Here is an 18,027-nt window from a genome sequence, read left to right on the forward strand (position 1 = left end):
GCCGGTTTTGATGGCTAAATAACAATTTTTGATTTGCTAGAACAACAGCCGGGCTTAGCCTGTTACTGCTGTCCTGAAAGGGAATGACGTGAGCAAGATCTCGACAAATTTGACGAAACTGGCCCTGGCGAGCGCCTGCGCCCTGGCCTTGTCCGGCTGTGCACTGTGGAACAAGCCGCCTGCGCCCTCGGCTGCCGCGCTGGCAGGGGCCGCGCCCGCCGACTACCTGATCGGCCCGGGCGATGCTGTCAACATCATCGTCTGGCGCAATCCGGAAGTGTCGATGTCGGTTCCGGTCCGTCCGGACGGCAAGATCACGACCCCGCTGGTCGAAGACTTGCCGGCCGCGGGTAAAACCTCGACCGAACTGGCGCGCGACATCGAAAAGGCACTGGCCAAGTTCATCCAGCAGCCGGTCGTCACTGTCGTCGTCACCGGTTTTGTCGGCAATTACGGCGACCAGATTCGCGTGATCGGGCAGGCCGCCCGCCCGCAAGCCTTGGCTTACCGTCGCGACATGTCGCTGATGGATGTCTTGATCACGGTTGGGGGCGTTACCGAATTCGCTTCCGGCAACCGTGCCAGCATCATCCGCACCATCGACGGCAAACAGCAAAAGCTGAACGTGCGCCTCGACGACCTGATCAAGGATGGCGACATCTCGGCCAACATGCCGATGCGCCCGGGCGACATCCTGGTCATTCCGGAGAGCTTCTTCTGACCTGAATCGACGATTCGTTTTGATTGCAACGGCGCCTGCGGGCGCCGTTGTCGTTTACGCATAAGCGTATCGCCGGCGCATGCCTGGAGAGCAACGTCCTTCTACTGCAAGTCCATTTGTCGCTAGGAAATGTTAAATAAATAGAAGAAACATGTCTAAAAAGCATTATAATTCCTACAAGAATTTTTTGTGAACTTATGCTGTCGGGATTTTTTACATAGCGCTTAATATGGGTTAATTGTAGAGATATAAGTATTTGATTTTAAAGAAAATACTTAACGTGGCACGGCACTTGCTAATAGGAGGATGTGTTTGCCCAAACCTTCAACTAAGCGAGGAACTGAATTATGAAATTTCTGAAGAAACTGGCCTGTGCCGCTGCTGTCGCAATGTCCGTCGCCGGTGGCGCCAATGCTGCTACCGTGCTGAACGATTGGCACTTCAACCCAACTGGCGGCGGCTTTGCTGGTTCTCAGCAAATCAACGAATACCTGGACGTGAACGGCAATGCCTTCATCCAGATCACGCCAAATGGCGGCACCAGCTTCTCGTTCACCGAGCACGCTGTGTTCAACATTTCGCAAGCGGACAGCAACTTTGCCCTGTTCCCAGTGAATTTCCCAGGCGGCAACATTACCGCGACCTTCGAAGCTACCGGCACCGGTAACTTCAGCGGCGCCTTCTCCTTCACCGGCGGCACCATCCGCATGTTCCAGAACCCAACCGGTGGCCAATACGCTACCTCGGCTGGCACCTACGGCGCCGATCTGGGCAACGAAATCGCCGTCTTCAACGTGATGGCCGGTGGCGGCGGTAACGTCGATGCAAGCGGCTCGCCAGTCAACAATGGCCAAGTCAGCGTGCTGGCAAAGATTCAGCAAGGTTCGATGGACGCAGGCTACTTCTTCCGTGAAAACGGCGACGACCTGTCGATGGAATCGATCATGGCCTTCGCATTCACCAACGCCAACACCATCGCGAATCCAGACGGTACCCTGGTCAGCGAAGTGGCGTGCGACTTTGCTGGTTTCGCCGGTCCTGGCTGCGGCAGCGGCACCTACCAAAACACCTCGAACTACTTCTTCGTGAGCAACAACGGTCAGTTCAAGCTGGCTGAAGTGCCAGAGCCAGGTTCGCTGGCCCTGTTCGGCATCGCCATGCTGGGCGCCGGCATCGTCAGCCGCAAGCGCGCAAAGAAGGCTTGATTGCCCTCTGAGCCGTACCTGATGTAAGAAAAGAGCGGGCTGGCCCGCTCTTTTTCATGCAGTCGCAATTGTTGTAAATAGAATAAGACGCGAGTTGCTGGGCAAGCGCTGGCGATAAGAACAAGATCTACCAGGCAGGGAAAACGAAAGCAAAAAGCGGCGCTGACTTATCGAAGTCANAGCGGGCGCCGTACCGAGCGTGCCGCCGGCGCCGGGCCATAGCCGAGGCGGCCCATGTACACCGGGAACAGGCTGTCGTTGAAGATCAGCGCCTCGGTTTCGCGCTGCAGGGCGCGCGCCGCGCCTGCGAGCTTCGGCTGGGCGGTAAAGCGCGTGCCTTCGCGTGCGTACTTCGAGAAGATCAGCGGCGTCATTTCCGGCTGCATGTACAGGCCGAGCGTCGTCATCGTCAGCCAGAAACGCTGCAGCGCGCGCCCGGCGGCCACGTAATCGTCGATCGATTGCGGCGCCGCGTGCGCTTTCAGCACGAAGTGGGCGGCGCAAGCCATGCCCGGCGCCAGGTCCATCTGCAGGCGCGGCGCCCACGTGCCCATCAGGGTGTTGACGGTGGACATGCGGCGCCAGCTGACCATCGCCCATTTCATCAGGTGCAGGGTCATGGCGTCGACGCCGAGCGCGCCGGCCGGGACCTTATCCGGGCTGTGCGTGCGGTTGTTCCAGTCGATGATGCTGCGGTGGGTTTCGAATGCTTCCGGCATCGTCAGGCGCAGGCGGGCGTTGTTGAACATCAGCCTGGCCGCCTGCCATTTCTGCGCGCGGCTCTCGAGCCAGGTAAGCGCATAGCCGGGTGCGACGGTGGCGGCGAGGATGCGCTTGTGTTCGTCGCTGAGCGGGGTGGTGCGCATCGGCCGGCGCTGCACGGTGCGCTTGTCGATCACGTCGATCAGCGGGCTGCGCACGACCGCCGCGTCGGCGGCGAAGCGCACGTCGAATACCGGGTGCGTTGCGCGCCCCTCGGGCCTGCGCGCCACGTCGGCGCGCAGGCCATGGCCGCTGGCGGCGATGGCGATCGTCTCGAGCAGGGTGCCGAAGGCGATCTGGCTCGGATGGCCGTCAAGGTCGTAGACGCAATGGTCGCGCGTATCGTAGGCGTGCACGGCAAGATGATCCGGCGCGACGATCTCGAAGCGCCAGGTTTGCATGTTGTCGCCGCTGGGCGCCCAGCGCGCCAGTTCGAGGATGTGTTGGATCGTACTTGTGCTCATGCCGTCGCTCCCGCCGCTGCCCCGGCCGCGGCCAGGTCCTTGGCCAATTGTTTCTTGCCGATTTTAATCATCAGGCGGTGCAGCGGATTTTTGTTGCCGCCTGGACGCCACGTGCGTACCAGCTTGTTGCGGTAGGCATCGAACTGGATGCCCCAGGGCGCCGCCAGCACCCGCCCGCGCCCGAGCAGGATTTTCAATGCTTCAGTGCCCATCACGCCGGCGCACAGCTGGCAGGCCATGATGGTCGAGGGACCGCGGCGTTCGACGAAGTTGACCGCCTCCGGCACCACCAGGTAGGGGCGGTGCAGGCCGGCCGGCGCCAGGCCGACGACGAAGTGGACGGCCTTGTCCGTATCCGGCAAGTCGCCCCATTGAAAATATTCTTCGAAGGTCATCTGGCCCGGGAGGAAATTGACCAACGCCGCCCCCATGCCCAGCGGCGCCACCGTGCTGGCGGGAATGCCAAGACGGGCGCACAGGGCAAACGTTTTCTGGCGGATATCGAAGGCGAAGAAGTCGAGCGCGTCGACGTACATGTCGGCGCCCTCGAGGAAGGCATTCAGGTTGGCATCGTTGATGCCCTGCTCAAACACCTCGACTTCGCATTCGGGATTAATGTCGAGCAGCATGCGGCGGATGACCTCGACCTTGGGCTGGTCGAGCGTCGAGACCATGGCGCCGACCTGGCGATTAAAGTTGGGCACGTCGAAGGTGTCGAAGTCGGCAATGCGGAATTTGCTCACCCCCAGGCGCGCCAGGGTCAGCGCATGGACGCCGCCGACACCGCCGCCGCCCGCGATGGCCACCCGTTTATTGCGCAAGCGCGACTGCTCCTCCCGCGTTACCCAGCCAATATTTCGGGAAAAAGCCTGCTCGTAGCGGAATGGAGTGGTCATGTAGGGGGAGATAAAACGGTGAACGGTGAATGACGGGATGGCGAAAACGAGATGCACCGTGCCGGTGCACCGCCGGCCTGTTTCGGGAAAACAGGCCGGGATAAATCGGTGAATCAGGCTGCCTGGTGTTCGTCGATGCGGCGCAGGCGGTTGATAATACCCTGCTCTTCGCGCGGCGAGAAGAAATACGGATAGAACGAGCGCTCGGTGGCCGCTTCGGGAGACGATTCGCTGAAAGTGCCGCCGTGCTTTTGAATCTGCTCGGTGACATAAGCCAGCTCGATGCGCAGCAGGTAGGCCGGCGCATTCACACGCGGATTATCCTTCAAATCGCCTTCGCGCTTGAATCCGAGCATATGCTCGTAAAAGCGGCGGTGGCGCGGATTGACTTCGATGACGATATCGGTGCAATCGTGGATATCGCGGGCGTAAATCACCGCCAGGTGGAACAGGTTGGCGAGCGAGGTTTTCGAGCGCACGGTCGGATCGAACGCCAGTTTGGTGAACTCACACAGCTTGGCGCCCCGCGCACGGTGGGCGTCGAGTTCTTCCTTGAAAATCTGGTCGGCCATCATGCCGATGGGCGAATCGATACCGAGCGTCAGGGTGCCTACTACCTCGCCTTTATCGGTAGCCGTGAGTGTGATGCGATTGGGATCGTCGCTGAACTGGTGCGTGCCAGCATAGCCGCGCCAAGCATACATCTTGTTGACCAGCATGCTGGCCGAATTGCGTCCTTTTGCCGTATCGGTAAGCCGGATTCCATATGAATCTTGGTTCACGATAACATCCTCTAATTCTGAGTTCGCTATATTATCGCGATCCTCTGACACATGAGTGTTCGTTAGAAATTCGACAGAGCGTTCTTCACACTCTTTCACTTCGTCGGGATTGGTCATGGCAAGACACCTTCGTTTTACTTTGCCGCCAGGACGGACGGCGTCTTTTTTGGTCCCATACCGCGCTCTCTTCGTGGGAAAAAAGCGCGGCATGTTGGTTTTTATTTATTTTAGATAGTAGACGCTTATAAGGTTTTAAGCAACGAACGGGCTTCTTCCAACTGGGCAAACGGTTTGTTCTGCGCGAGCAGGGTTTCCAACTCCTTGCGCGCGCCCGTTTTGTCTCCCGATTTATGCATTGCGACCGCCAGGTGATAACGGATTTCCGGCGTCGCCATTGGCGCGGCTGCGGCTTTTTGCAGCAGTGGCAGGCCGCGCTGGGTATTGCCCTGTTCCACCAGCATCCAGCCCAGCGTATCCTGGACGGCGGCATGGTCGCTGGCCACCTTGTACGCCTGCTCGGCCGTGGCCAGCGCGCGCGGATCCTTCTGCTGCTGGTAGGCCCAGGCCAGGTTGTTCAGCGCCGGGCCACTGTTCGGTGCGCGCTTGACGATGTCTTCCAGGATCACCGACGCCGATTTGTATTCCCGGGCCGCCAGGTGCGCCTCGGCCATGTACATCGCCACTTGCAGGTCCTCCGGATGCGCCTTGGCCCACTGGGCGACACGTCCGTTCGCCTCGGCTTCCTTGCCCATCTGGCGCAACATCTGGGCGCTGCGCAGCAGGACCGCGCCCTGCTTGGTGATGGCGAAGGCCTTGTCGTAGGCGACCAGGGCCAGCGCCGGCTTGTTCTGCGCCTTCTGCATATCGCCTTCGAGCAGGAAGCCGACCGGCGAGCCGGGCGTATCCTGCTGCAACTGGCGCGCCAGCGTCATTGCCTCGTCGAGGCGACCGCGGCGCATCGCCAGTTCGACCTGGGCGACACGCGTTTGCAGCATGTTCGGCGCCAGCGCACTGGCCTTCTTGAGCGACTCGGCCGCGCCGGTGTCGTTCTTCAGCGCGCCCTGCACCTGCGCCAGGCGCATTTGCGCCAGCGCCGACTTCGGCGCCATGTTGACCAGCTTGCTATAGCTGTCGAGCGCGCCCTGGGGATCGTTGTTCGCCAGTTGCGCCTGGCCGAGCAGGTCCATCATTTCGGGACTGGTCGGGTTCGTCGTCTGGAACTTGCGCGCCAGCGTCAGCGCCTTCTTCTCCTGCTTGGTCATCAGGTAATGGCTGCCCAATTTGAGGACCGGTGCGATCGCATCGGGATTTTCCGCCTGCGCCTTCTCGAGCCAGGTGGTCGCTTCTTCAGGACGCTGCTGGTACATTGCCAGTTCGGCCAGCGCACCCATCGCGCCGAAATTCTTCTTGTCCTTTTCCAGGATCGCCTCGAAGCGCTTACGGGCCGCGTCCGGCTTCTTCTCGATCATGTCGAGCTTGGCCAGGTTGGCCGCAGCCGGGAAGAAGGTCGGGTTGATCTGCAGCGCTTTTTCGAAGGCGGCGCGGGCAGCGGGTACGTCGCCCTTGGTCAGCAGTACGGTTGCCTTCAGGTTGTGGGTTTGCGGCTCGTTCGGCGTGAGCGTCTCGAGCTTGTTCACGGCGGCCAGCGCCTTGTCGTAGTGTTTCAGGCCCAGTTCGGCCTGCACCAGCGCCGCCAGCGCGCGCTCCGACTTCGGATCGAGCTCGGTGGCGCGTTCCAGTTCGACAATTCCCTTGGCGGTGTCGCCCTGCTGCAGGCGCGACATACCCAGCGAGGTGCGCAGCACAGCAACATTCGGCGCCAGCTGGCTCGCTTTTTCGAGGTTGGCCGTGGCCTTGCCGAAGTCGCGCGCCTGCATGTACGACTCGCCGGCCAGCGCCAGCAGTTGCGGGTCTTTCGAATCGGTGAGCGCAGGCGCCAGCGTGGCGGCCGCTTCGTCCGGCTGCGAGCCTTTCAGGTACGCCTGTGCCAGCAGCTTGCGCGCATACATGTTCTTCGGATCGACTTCCAGGTATTTGCGCAGGTGCAGCTGCGCTTGCAGGGCCGCGTCCAGGTTCAGTTCCACGGCGCCGGCCAGCAGCACGCTCGGCATGTGGTTCGGTGCGCTTTTCAGGACGCGCTGCAGCGATTCGCGTGCTTCCTTGTTCTTGCCTTCGTTAAACTCGAGCAGGGCCTGGCCGTAGGTAACGAGCAGGCTGCTCGGTGCGATCTTGCGCGCCGCCTCGATCTCGGTGCGCGCTTCGGCGAACTTCTTCTGGTTGATGAAAATATACGCTTTTTCCAGGTTCGCATTGCGGTCTTGCGGACGCAGGGCGAGCACCTTGTCGAACGCAGCCAGGGCTTCCTCAGGCTTGTTCAGGCCGCGCAGCATTCCGGCCTGGAACATCCAGACGTCCGGATTCTTGCTGTCCTTGGCGACCGCATCGGCCAGGTAACGCTGGCCGGTTTCCTTGTCGTTGTTTTTGATCAGGGAATGGCGCGCCAGGCCGGTCAGCGCCGCGCCGCTGTTCGGGTCGAGCGCCAGCGCCGCCTCATAGGCCGCCTTGGCGCCGTCGGCGTCGCCGGTGGCGAGCAGGGCGTCACCGCGCAGCGCCATCAGAGGCGCCGATTTGGCGGCCAGCTCGGGTTTGATCTCGTCCAGCATTTCCTTGAACTGGCCCTGGTTTTGCAGCGACTTGGCCAGCAGCGGCAGGGTGCGCGCTGGCGCCATGCCGAGGCTGGCGGCCTTGCGCAATTCCTTGTCGGCCGAGACGGCGTCGCCGGTTTCCAGGTACAGGGTGCCGAGCTGCAGGCGCGCTTCCGCATCCTCGGGGCTCTTCGCCACCGCATTTTTCAGCTGGATCAGGGCAGCCTTGTCGTCGCCCTTCTGCTGGTATTGCTTGGCTTCAGCCAGCAGGCTTTCGGTGGACTGGTCACGGTTGCAGGCAGTCAGGCCGCTGAGCAGCAGTGCGCCCGAAACGACGGCGGTAGTAAATTTGATCTTGTTACGGGACATGATTTCCTCAGGGTTGACATGCTGGATGCCGACCGGGAAAAACCCGGCGACAAGTTTCCTAGCCAACAATAATACCTTAAGGAACAGCTTGATAACCGCAGAAATTACTGCATTATCGACTTACCGTTGTAGACAAACGATTTCCTAGCGGCACTAATAGCGCTTCGATGGCACCCAGGCAGCAACGTCCGCCAGCTTGCGCCGAGTCCGCCTGAATTACCACGCTTAATTTGTGACAAGAAGTAAGAGAGCAGCGCCAGCGTTATTCGCTCTCGCCCTTGCGCAAGCGCCCGAGCAAGGCCTCGACGTCTTCACTCACCGGCAAACCATGGCGCCGCAACAACTGGACATGCAGCACCAGATTTTCGAGCACGAGCTTGGCCGATACCGCGAGCAGGGTCAGCAGGCGGTCTTCGGTACTGAAGTTTTCCATCGATGCCGCCATCTCGCACAGGTGGTTCGCCACCAGTGCGCGCAAGTCTTCTTCGGCGAACGGCAGGTCGGCGAAATCGATCGGGTCTTCCAGTTCGACTTCACGCATCAGGGCGGCAAGGTCTTCGGGCTTGATCGGCATGGGTGGCTCCGGTGATCGGTCTCGCCTTTATTCTAGAGCACGCATCGAAAATTGCCGTACCGCTGATCCGGCAGCACCTGACTCGTCTAGAATGCGATGATGATGCCAAAAAGAAATTCTCTGAATATTGGAATCGTCGGCGCCGGTACCGCCGGCCTGGCGAGTGCGATTGCACTGGCCCGCGCCGGCCACGCGGTGACGGTCTTCGAAAAACACGCCTCGTTGCGTCCACTCGGCGCCGGCCTGCTGATCCAGCCGCAGGGGATTGCCGCCTTCGACGCCCTCGGCGTGGGGCCGGCCTTTCACGCGGCGAGCGTGCCTGTCACGCGCCTGCTCGGGACTTGCCACCGCAACTGGACCCTGGTCGACATCGGCTACGGCGAAGGCGAAGCGCGCGGCGTGAGCCGGGCAGCGCTGTCGCAGGTGCTACTTGGCGCCGCGCTGGCGCTGGACGTGCGGGTGCGTTATGGCGCGGCGGTGGACAGGATCACGGTCGAGGGTGAGCGCGCGACGCTGTACGCTGCCGATGCGTTCGGGTTCGATCTGGTCGCGATCGCCGACGGCGCAGCGTCCATCTTACCGGCCCAGGCCGGGCTGGCGGTGGCATCGACCGTCTATCGATGGGGTGCGCTGTGGGCGATGTTCGACGTCGCCGACTGGGATGGCCAGGCGCTGCTCGAGCAGCGCTACCGGGGCACGCGCCAGATGTTCGGCCTGATGCCGACGGCGCGGGTGGACGGCAAGCTGCGCCTGTCGATGTTCTGGAGTTTGCCGTGCGCCGGCTACGCCGCCTGGCAGGCAGGCCCGCTCGACGCGTGGAAGGAAGAATTACGCGCACTGTGGCCGCAGGCGGCGCCGGTCATCGACCAGATCCATCGCCACGACCAGTTCACGCTCGCCACCTACCATCACGCGCGTGCAAGGCGCCTGGCGGGCGGCCCGGTGTGCGTGATCGGCGACGCGGCCCATGCGATGAGTCCCCAGCTCGGCCTGGGCAGCACCTTGGCCGTGCAGGATGCGCTGGCGCTGGCCGATGCGGTATGCCGGTACGGCGCGATTGCCGGCGCCGCCGCCTATTCGGTCGAGCGCCTGTGCGCCGTGCGCAACTATCAGATGCTGAGCCGTGCATTGACGCCTTGCTTCCAGGCCGACAGCGCCGGCTTGTGGCGCGACTTGCTGTTTGCGGCCGGGTTGAAGCTGCCGGGAGTGGCGCGCCTGATGTATCGCAGCATCGCGGCACCGGCAAAAGCACAAAAACACATCCCTCCGGACGCCGTCGGGGCGTTGCGGAGGGATTGAACGTGGCCGCCGCGGAGGCGGCCGCGCAACGGCTTACATATTGCGGCGGTACTGCCCGCCCACCTCGAACAGGGCGGTGGTGATCTGGCCCAGCGAGCAGACGCGCACGGCGTCCATCAGCTTGTCGAACACGTTCTGGTTGTCGATCGCCGCTTGCTGCAGGGCTGCCAGCGCGGCTGGTGCGTCGGCTGCATGCTGCTGGTGGAAGGCGTCCAGGCGCGTCAGCTGCGACTGCTTTTCGTCGTCGGTCGAGCGGGCCAGCTCGATCGTGGCCGGGGCTTCGGCGCCTTTCGGGTTGCGGAAGGTGTTGACGCCGATGATGGGCAGCGAGCCGTCGTGCTTCTTGTGCTCGTACAGCATCGACTCTTCCTGGATCTTGCCGCGCTGGTAGCCGGTTTCCATCGCGCCCAATACGCCGCCGCGCTCGGCAATGCGCTCGAATTCCTGCAGCACGGCTTCTTCGACGAGGTCGGTCAGTTCGTCCATGATGAACGAACCCTGGTTCGGATTCTCGTTCTTGGCCAGGCCCCATTCGCGGTTGATGATCAGCTGGATCGCCAGTGCGCGCCGCACGGATTCGTCGGTCGGCGTGGTGATCGCTTCGTCATACGCGTTGGTGTGCAGCGAGTTGCAGTTGTCGTAGATCGCGATCAGCGCCTGCAAGGTCGTGCGGATGTCGTTGAAGTCGATCTCCTGCGCGTGCAGCGAACGGCCCGAGGTCTGGACGTGGTATTTCAGCTTTTGCGAGCGGTCGTTGGCGCCGTACTTGTCGCGCATGGACACGGCCCAGATGCGGCGCGCGACGCGGCCCAGCACCGTGTATTCCGGGTCCATGCCGTTCGAGAAGAAGAACGACAGGTTCGGTGCGAAGTCGTCGATGTGCATGCCGCGCGCGAGGTAGGCTTCGACGAAGGTAAAACCGTTCGACAGGGTGAACGCCAGCTGCGAGATCGGGTTCGCGCCGGCTTCGGCGATGTGGTAGCCCGAGATCGACACCGAGTAGAAATTGCGCACCTGGTGGTGCACGAAATACTCCTGGATGTCGCCCATGACTTTTAATGAGAACTCGGTCGAGAAGATGCAGGTGTTTTGCCCCTGGTCTTCTTTCAGGATGTCGGCCTGCACGGTGCCGCGCACGTTGGCCAGCACCCATTCCTTGATTTTTGCCGCTTCGTCGGCGGTCGGCTGGCGGCCGTTATCAAGCACGAACTTGTCGATCTGCTGGTCAATCGCCGTGTTCATGAACATCGCCAGGATGGTCGGCGCCGGGCCGTTGATGGTCATCGAGACGGACGTGCTCGGGCTGCACAAATCAAAGCCGTCGTACAGCACTTTCATGTCGTCGAGGGTGGCGATCGAGACGCCCGAGTTGCCGACTTTACCGTAGATGTCCGGGCGCAGCGCCGGGTCGGCGCCATACAGGGTGACGGAATCGAAGGCCGTCGACAGGCGCTTGGCGTCCATGCCGGTCGACACCAATTTAAAACGTTTGTTGGTGCGGAAGGCATCGCCTTCGCCGGCGAACATGCGGGTCGGATCTTCGCCTTCGCGTTTGAAGGCGAACACGCCGGCGGTGAAGGGGAAGGAGCCCGGCACGTTTTCCAGCATCAGGAAGCGCAGTACTTCGCCATGGTCTTCATACTTCGGCAGCGCGACCTTGCGGATGGTGGTGCCGGACAGGGTTTTCTGCACTAATCTGGTGCGAATTTCCTTGTCGCGGATTTTGACGACGTAATCGTCGCCGGCGTAGGCCGCCTGCATGTCGGGCCACATGGCCAGCAGTTTTTTGGCGCCGGCATCCATCGCGTTGTCACGCTCGGTAATCAGGTCGTCCAAGACCACTTCGCGATTCGCCGCGGCCAGCATGCGCTTGGTTTCGCTCAGCTGCTGGCGCTCGCGCGCGAGTTTCACTTGTTTCGCGGTGTTCTTGTGGTAGCCGCGCACGGTGTCGGCGATCTCGGCCAGGTAGCGCGCGCGGCTTGGGGGCACGATCACGTTCTTGCCGCTGGAGTGCTTTTGCGGCGGCGCGGCCAGCTTTGACGCTTCCACCTTCAGGCCGAGTTCAGCCAGCTTCGGCAGCAGGCCGTGGTAGAGGGCGGTGACGCCGTCGTCGTTGAAGCGCGAAGCTTGGGTGCCGAACACCGGCATCTGGTCCGGGCTGTGCGACCACAGTTCGCGGTTGCGCTGGTACTGTTTCGCCACGTCGCGCAGCGCGTCTTGCGCGCCTTTGCGGTCGAACTTGTTGATGGCGATGAAATCGGCGAAATCGAGCATGTCGATTTTTTCCAGCTGCGAGGCGGCGCCGAATTCCGGGGTCATCACGTACATCGAGGCGTCGACGTGCGGCACGATGGCGGCGTCGCCCTGGCCGATGCCCGACGTCTCGACGATCACTAGGTCGAAGCCAGCCACCTTGCAGGCGGCGATCACGTCCGGCAGTGCGTGCGAAATCTCGGAGCCTGCTTCGCGCGTGGCGAGCGAGCGCATGAAGACGCGCGATTGACCGTTCCACGGGTTGATCGCGTTCATGCGGATGCGGTCGCCGAGCAGGGCGCCGCCCGACTTGCGCCGCGACGGATCGATCGAGATCACGGCGATGTTGATGCGGTCGTTCTGGTCGAGGCGGATGCGGCGAATGAGTTCATCGGTGAGCGAGGATTTGCCGGCGCCGCCGGTGCCGGTGATGCCGAGTGCCGGGACTTTTACCGTGTCGGCCGCTTCGACGATTGCCTTGCGCAGGTCCGGGTCGGCTTTGCCGTTTTCGAGGGCCGTGATCAGCTGGGCCAGCGGACGGTGGCGTTCGCCGATGTCGCCGTGTTGGAGCGCGTCGATGCTGGTCGGCGCATAGGGCGAGAGATCGATGTCGCAGGTTTCGATCATCGAGCGGATCATGCCGACCAGGCCCATGCGCTGGCCGTCTTCGGGGCTGAAGATGCGGGTGACGCCGTAGGCATGCAGTTCTTCGATCTCGCTCGGCACGATCACGCCGCCACCGCCGCCGAAGACTTTGATGTGGGCGCCGCCGCGCTGGCGCAGCAGGTCAATCATGTACTTGAAATACTCGACGTGGCCGCCCTGGTAGCTGGAGATGGCGATGCCTTGCACGTCTTCGGCCAGCGCCGCGGTGACGACGTCGTCGACCGAGCGGTTGTGGCCGAGGTGGATGACTTCGACGCCGTTCGACTGCAGGATGCGGCGCATGATGTTAATCGAGGCATCGTGGCCGTCGAACAGCGACGCGGCGGTGACGAAGCGGACCTTGTTGGCGAGCTTCGGCGGCTCTTGCAGCTCGAGTTTGGCAGCGGTGGTGATGTCGTTCATGGGGTTCCTTCAGGAGTCGGACGGCGGACAGGTTCGTCTTGTACGGTATATGACGTTAACGTTAACGTCAAGTTTGGAATGTATGGTGACGCGGCGTTTGAGTAAGACCCGTAGGGTGGGCGGGTTCCCCGCCCACGCGGTGACTGTTAGCGGCAAGATCATCCGGCACGATACCGGGGCCGATAACGGTCGACGCGTGGACGGCAGAGCCGTCCACCCTACGGTTTAGGCGGCGCGCTTGATGACGCTACCCGAGAGCAGCTCAGCTTTGCGGGTGCGGAAGTTGTCGACCGCCTTTTCCTTCACGTGGCCGAAGCCGCGGATCTGTTCCGGCAGGTTCGCCAGCTCGACCGCGGCCGCATACGAAGCACCGCTCAGGGATGGCAGCAGCGCTTCGATCATCTGGCGATACTCGACGATCAGCGCGCGCTCCATCTTGCGCTCTTCGGTGCGGCCGAAGACGTCGAAGGCGCCGCCGCGCAAGCCTTTCAGCTTGGCCAGCACTTTGAAGGCTCCCAGCATCCATGGGCCGAATTCGGCTTTTACCAGCTTGCCCTGCGCATCCTTTTTCGCGAACAGCGGCGGCGCCAGGTTGAATTTGAATTTGAAATCGCCTTCGAACTGGGATTTGACCTGTTCCAGGAAGCGGCCATCGGTGTACAGGCGCGCCACTTCGTATTCGTCCTTGTAGGCCATCAGCTTGAAGTAGTACTTCGCGACCGCCAGCGACAGTTTATTGCCCAGGCCCGCAGCGGTTTCCGCCGCGCGCACGCGCTCGACCAGTTGCGCATATACGCCGGCATAGGCCGCGTCCTGGTAGGCGGTCAGGAATTCGACACGCTTCTTGATGACCGTGTCCAGGCTTTGCGGCATCTGCACCAGCACGGCCTGGGTCGGCGTCGCGACTTTTTCGACGCGCTTGAAGTCGACCGCGGCACGGCGGCCCCAGAGAAAACTCTTCTTGTTGGAGGCGACGGCGACGCCATTCAATTCGATCGCGCGCATCAGCGATGCCTCCGTGAGCGGGATGCGGCCTTTCTGCCAGGCGTACCCCATCAGGAACAGGTTGGTGGCGATCGAGTCGCCCATCAGCGCACACGCCAGTGTCGTCGCATCGACGAAGTCAGCGCCGGCCGCACCGCCCACGGCTTCGACGATCAGGCCGCGCACATCTGCCGCCGGGAACTGCCAGTCGGCGTTCTGGGCAAAGGTGCCGGTCGGCTGCTCGTGGAGGTTGACGATGGCCAGCGTGCGCCCCGGGCGCATCTTGGAAATCGCGTCGGCGGCGCCGGTGGTCAGCATGTCGCAGCCGAGTACCAGGTCCGCTTCGCCGGTGGCGATGCGCTGGGCGCGCAGGCGCTCCGGCGTCGCCGCGATTTTCACGTGCGAGGTGACGGACCCGTTCTTCTGGCTCATGCCGGTCATGTCCAGCACCGAAGCACCTTTGGCTTCCAGGTGCGCGGCCATGCCCATCAGCGCGCCGACGGTGATGACGCCGGTGCCGCCGATCCCGTTGATCAGGATGTTGTACGGATGCTCGACACTCGGCAGGGTCGGCTCGGGCAGCACGCCCCAGCCGTCGTCATCGCCTTTGCTGATGCCGGTCTTGCTCTTCTTGAGCGTGCCGCCTTCGACGGTAACAAAACTCGGGCAGAAGCCCTTGGTGCACGAATAATCCTTGTTGCAGGATGATTGGTCGATGGTGCGCTTGCGGCCGAAATCGGTTTCTTTCGGCAGGATCGAGACGCAGTTTGACTGGATGCCGCAATCGCCGCAGCCTTCGCAGACGGCTTCGTTGATGACCATGCGTTTCGGCAGGTCGGGAAATTCTCCCTTCTTGCGGCGGCGGCGCTTCTCGGCGGCGCAGGTCTGGTCGTAGATGATGACGGAGACGCCCGGCAGTTCGCGCAGTTCGCGCTGGATGGCGTCCATCTCCTTGCGGTCGTGCAGCGTGACCAGGGCTGGCAGCGCCGAGCGGTCGGCGTAGCGCGACAGGTCTTCCGTCACCAGGGCGATGCGTTTCACGCCTTCGGCCGCCATCTGCTGGGCGATCATCGGCACCGAGGTCTGGCCGTCGACCGGCTGGCCGCCGGTCATGGCGACGGCGTCGTTGTACAGGATTTTATAGGTGATGTTGACCTTGGCCGACACGGCGGCGCGCACGGCCAGGTAGCCCGAGTGGAAATAGGTGCCGTCGCCCAGGTTCTGGAACACGTGCGGCACTTTCGAGAACGCGGCCTGGCCGATCCAGGGGGCGCCCTCTCCGCCCATGTGGGTGGTCAGCTTGTTCATCTCCGGGTAGATCGAGGTTGCCATCACGTGGCAGCCGATGCCGGCCAGTGCGAACGAACCGTCCGGCACCTTGGTGGACGTATTGTGCGGGCAGCCGGAGCAGTAGAAGGCCGGACGGAAGGGCGTGGTGATCGCCTTTTGCAGCACGGCGTCTTTCGCATCGAGGAAGGCCAGGCGCGCCTTGATCAAATCGCGCGTGGTCTCGTCGTCAACCAAGCGCGCAATGCGGCCGGCGATCACGCGCGCGACCTGCGCGACTGAAAAATCGGCTTTCGGCGGCAAGAGCCAGTCGCCGCGCGGCGCGACCCATTCTCCCTTGTCGTCGAACTTGCCGATGATGTGTGGACGTACGTCGTCGCGCCAGTTATATAACTGTTCTTTCAGTTGGTATTCGACGACCTGGCGCTTTTCTTCGACCACCAGGATTTCGTCCAGGCCCTGGGCGAATTCGCGCACGCCTTCGGGTTCGAGCGGCCAGATCATGGCGACCTTGAACAGGCGCAGGCCGACTTTGGCCGCCATGGCTTCATCGATGCCGAGTTCTTCCAGCGCTTCCAGCACGTCCAGATAGGATTTGCCGGAGGCGATGATGCCAAGTTTCGCGTTCGGGCTATCGATCGTGGTGTGATTCAGTTTGTTTTCGCGCGCGTACGCCAGGGCCGCGTAAATCTTATAGTCCTGCATCAGCGCTTCCTGATTGCGCGCCTGCTGGCCCAGCGGGACCGAGGACAATTTCGTATTCAGGCCGCCTTCCGGCATCGTGAAATCGCCCGGCAGTTTTACTTGCACGCGGTGCGGATTGGCGTCGACCGAGGCGCTCGATTCGACCGTGTCGGCCAGCGCCTTGAAGGCGACGGCGCAGCCGGAGAAGCGCGACATGGCCCAGCCGTGCACACCGAGGTCGAGGTATTCCTGCACGTTGCACGGGTACAGGACCGGGATCATGCAGGCTGAGAAAATGTGGTCGGACTGGTGCGGCAGGGTAGACGAGTATGCGCCGTGGTCGTCACCAGCCACCAGCAGCACGCCGCCGTTTTTCGCGGTGCCGGCATGGTTCATGTGTTTAAAGACGTCGCCGCAGCGGTCGACGCCTGGGCCCTTGCCGTACCACATGGCGAACACGCCATCGTATTTGGTTGGGCCGATCAGGTCGACCGTTTGCGTGCCCCAGACGGCGGTAGCGGCCAGGTCTTCGTTCACGCCCGGCACGAACTGGACGTGGCTCGCTTCCAGGTGAGCTTTTGCTTTCCACAGGGTTTCGTCGAGGCCGCCCAGCGGCGAGCCGCGGTAGCCGGACACGAAGCCGGCGGTGTTCAGGCCGGCGACAGCGTCGCGCTCGCGCTGCATCATCGGCAGGCGCACCAGGGCCTGGATACCCGACAAGAAGATGTTGCCCGACTTCGCGGTGTATTTGTCGTCCAGAGTGACCGCAGTTAAAGCTGAGTTATTCAAACGGGACGGGATTGCATCCTGCGCGGCTTGCGGCGCGACGGTATCGGGCATACGGACTCCATGGGTGATCGAGGGGTTTCCGCCTTGGCTGCTGCACCGGGTAGGCGCGCGATGGGGCGGAGATTGTCGCGGTTGGCGACGGGCGCGTGGAGTGTAGGGGCTGCGTGCGGGCAGGGGAAATACGGATTGCGGATGGGGGTATAAGAAAAAATGATACCCGTTATTCACGCAGCCGCGCGCCGGGCCAGCTACCATCAGTGCACAGCATTTCGGTTACTTGCCGCACCAGGCGGCTGATCGCCGCCGCCGCATTCGTCAGCGGGATATTGCGCGAGGCGCACAGGGTGACGCTGCGCCGGATCGGCGGGTTTTCGATCGGGATCGCGGCCAGGATGCCGCTGTCGATCTCGGCCCGCAGGGGAGCCAGCGGCAGCAGGGTGGCGCCCATATCGGCCAGCAGGGCGGATTTTAGAATAGCGATCGAGTTGATTTCGATCAGTTTGCTCAGGGCCAGGCCGGCGCTTGCCGCGGCGCCCTCGATCAGTGGCCGTACCCCGTGCTGCTGGGCCGGCAGGATCAGGGTCGTGCCGAGTGCGGTGGCGAGTGTGATCGCCGCGCCCTGCGGTTTTTCCGCGGAATCGGCGCGGCAGATGTACAGCACATCTTCCTCGACCAGGGACGTTGTTTCGAAGCCGCCGAGCTGGCCGTCGTCGAACAACACTGCCAGGTTCAGGCGGCCCGATTTCAGCTGTTCGATCAGGTTGCCGGAAATTTCCTCGGTCAGCTGCAAGGTGATTTCCGGATAGGTGGCGCGGGCGGCGGTGAGCAGGGGTAAGGCAAGGGCCCCGGAAATGCTGTGTGGCAGGCCAAGCGTGACGCTGCCGGAAGGGCGCGTGGTCGACTGGGTGACGGCCGAGCGCGCGTCGGCCACCTGTTTCAGGATCGCCTGGGCGTGTTCGTAGAAAATTTTTCCGGCATCGGTGCTGAGCACGCCATGCGCGGAACGGTGCAGCAACTGTGCGCCGAGTTCTTCTTCCAGCTGGCGCAGTTGCTGGGTCAGCGCCGGCTGCGCCACGTGCAGCACCAGGGCCGCGCGTGACAGCGAACCGTGGTCGACGATGGCGACGAAATAGCGGAGTTGGCGTAATTCCATAAAGACTATTTTGTGCCGAGCTGCAACACGTCAAGACGAAAAGTTTATGTAGGGAAATGAAATTGAATATACTTCTCCCTTCCGTCGCGGTG

General features: G+C 62.4%; 10 protein-coding genes and 1 pseudogene. 3 read left to right on the plus strand and 8 right to left on the minus strand.

The annotated features are described in order from the left end of the window. The first annotated feature begins 88 nt into the window (after positions 1-88). Both IFT60_RS13775 and pepA read left to right on the plus strand, forming a co-directional pair. Positions 89-721, plus strand: coding sequence for an XrtA/PEP-CTERM system exopolysaccharide export protein (locus IFT60_RS13775; RefSeq protein ID WP_374001307.1), 633 nt, complete (start codon positions 89-91; stop codon positions 719-721). A 347-nt stretch (positions 722-1,068) separates the two neighbouring features. Beyond that, positions 1,069-1,926 carry a flocculation-associated PEP-CTERM protein PepA gene (gene pepA, locus IFT60_RS13780; protein ID WP_192052541.1) on the plus strand — a complete coding sequence of 286 codons (858 nt, stop codon included), beginning with the start codon at positions 1,069-1,071 and terminating at the stop codon, positions 1,924-1,926. A 180-nt stretch (positions 1,927-2,106) separates the two neighbouring features. On the opposite strand, the pseudogene IFT60_RS13785 reads toward pepA, so the two are convergent. From IFT60_RS13785 to IFT60_RS13805, 5 genes and pseudogenes are all read right to left on the minus strand, one after another. After that, positions 2,107-3,152 (minus strand): annotated as a pseudogene (locus IFT60_RS13785) (nitroreductase family protein); the annotation flags it as partial. Continuing rightward, positions 3,149-4,048 (minus strand): ThiF family adenylyltransferase, encoded by a 900-nt coding sequence (locus IFT60_RS13790; RefSeq protein ID WP_192052542.1) that lies wholly within the window; start codon positions 4,046-4,048, stop codon positions 3,149-3,151. The gene IFT60_RS13790 and the pseudogene IFT60_RS13785, both read right to left, overlap by 4 nt. Positions 4,049-4,161: 113 nt before the next feature. Next, positions 4,162-4,947 (minus strand): N-acyl amino acid synthase FeeM domain-containing protein, encoded by a 786-nt coding sequence (locus tag IFT60_RS13795; RefSeq protein ID WP_229510859.1) that lies wholly within the window; start codon positions 4,945-4,947, stop codon positions 4,162-4,164. A gap of 125 nt (positions 4,948-5,072) precedes the next feature. After that, entirely contained in the window at positions 5,073-7,844 is a 2,772-nt protein-coding gene (gene prsT, locus IFT60_RS13800; RefSeq protein WP_192052543.1) for an XrtA/PEP-CTERM system TPR-repeat protein PrsT, read from the minus strand. Between the two features lie 262 nt (positions 7,845-8,106). After that, positions 8,107-8,418 carry a hypothetical protein gene (locus tag IFT60_RS13805; protein ID WP_192052544.1) on the minus strand — a complete coding sequence of 104 codons (312 nt, stop codon included), beginning with the start codon at positions 8,416-8,418 and terminating at the stop codon, positions 8,107-8,109. A gap of 96 nt (positions 8,419-8,514) precedes the next feature. On the opposite strand from IFT60_RS13805, the gene IFT60_RS13810 reads away from it, so the two are divergent. Beyond that, positions 8,515-9,717, plus strand: a complete 1,203-nt coding sequence (locus IFT60_RS13810; protein ID WP_229510860.1) for an FAD-dependent oxidoreductase — start codon at positions 8,515-8,517, stop codon at positions 9,715-9,717. A 33-nt stretch (positions 9,718-9,750) separates the two neighbouring features. Here the strand turns inward: IFT60_RS13810 and icmF are convergent, their stop codons facing one another. The 3 genes from icmF to IFT60_RS13825 form a co-directional block, all read right to left on the minus strand. Beyond that, positions 9,751-13,038 carry a fused isobutyryl-CoA mutase/GTPase IcmF gene (gene icmF / locus IFT60_RS13815; protein WP_192052545.1) on the minus strand — a complete coding sequence of 1,096 codons (3,288 nt, stop codon included), beginning with the start codon at positions 13,036-13,038 and terminating at the stop codon, positions 9,751-9,753. Between the two features lie 225 nt (positions 13,039-13,263). Beyond that, entirely contained in the window at positions 13,264-16,833 is a 3,570-nt protein-coding gene (locus IFT60_RS13820; RefSeq protein WP_192052546.1) for an indolepyruvate ferredoxin oxidoreductase family protein, read from the minus strand. Between the two features lie 169 nt (positions 16,834-17,002). Further along, entirely contained in the window at positions 17,003-17,935 is a 933-nt protein-coding gene (locus IFT60_RS13825; protein ID WP_192052547.1) for a LysR substrate-binding domain-containing protein, read from the minus strand. Positions 17,936-18,027 lie beyond the last annotated feature (92 nt).

It is taken from the genome of Massilia sp. CFBP 13721 (assembly GCF_014842025.1).
Taxonomy (GTDB): domain Bacteria; phylum Pseudomonadota; class Gammaproteobacteria; order Burkholderiales; family Burkholderiaceae_D; genus Telluria.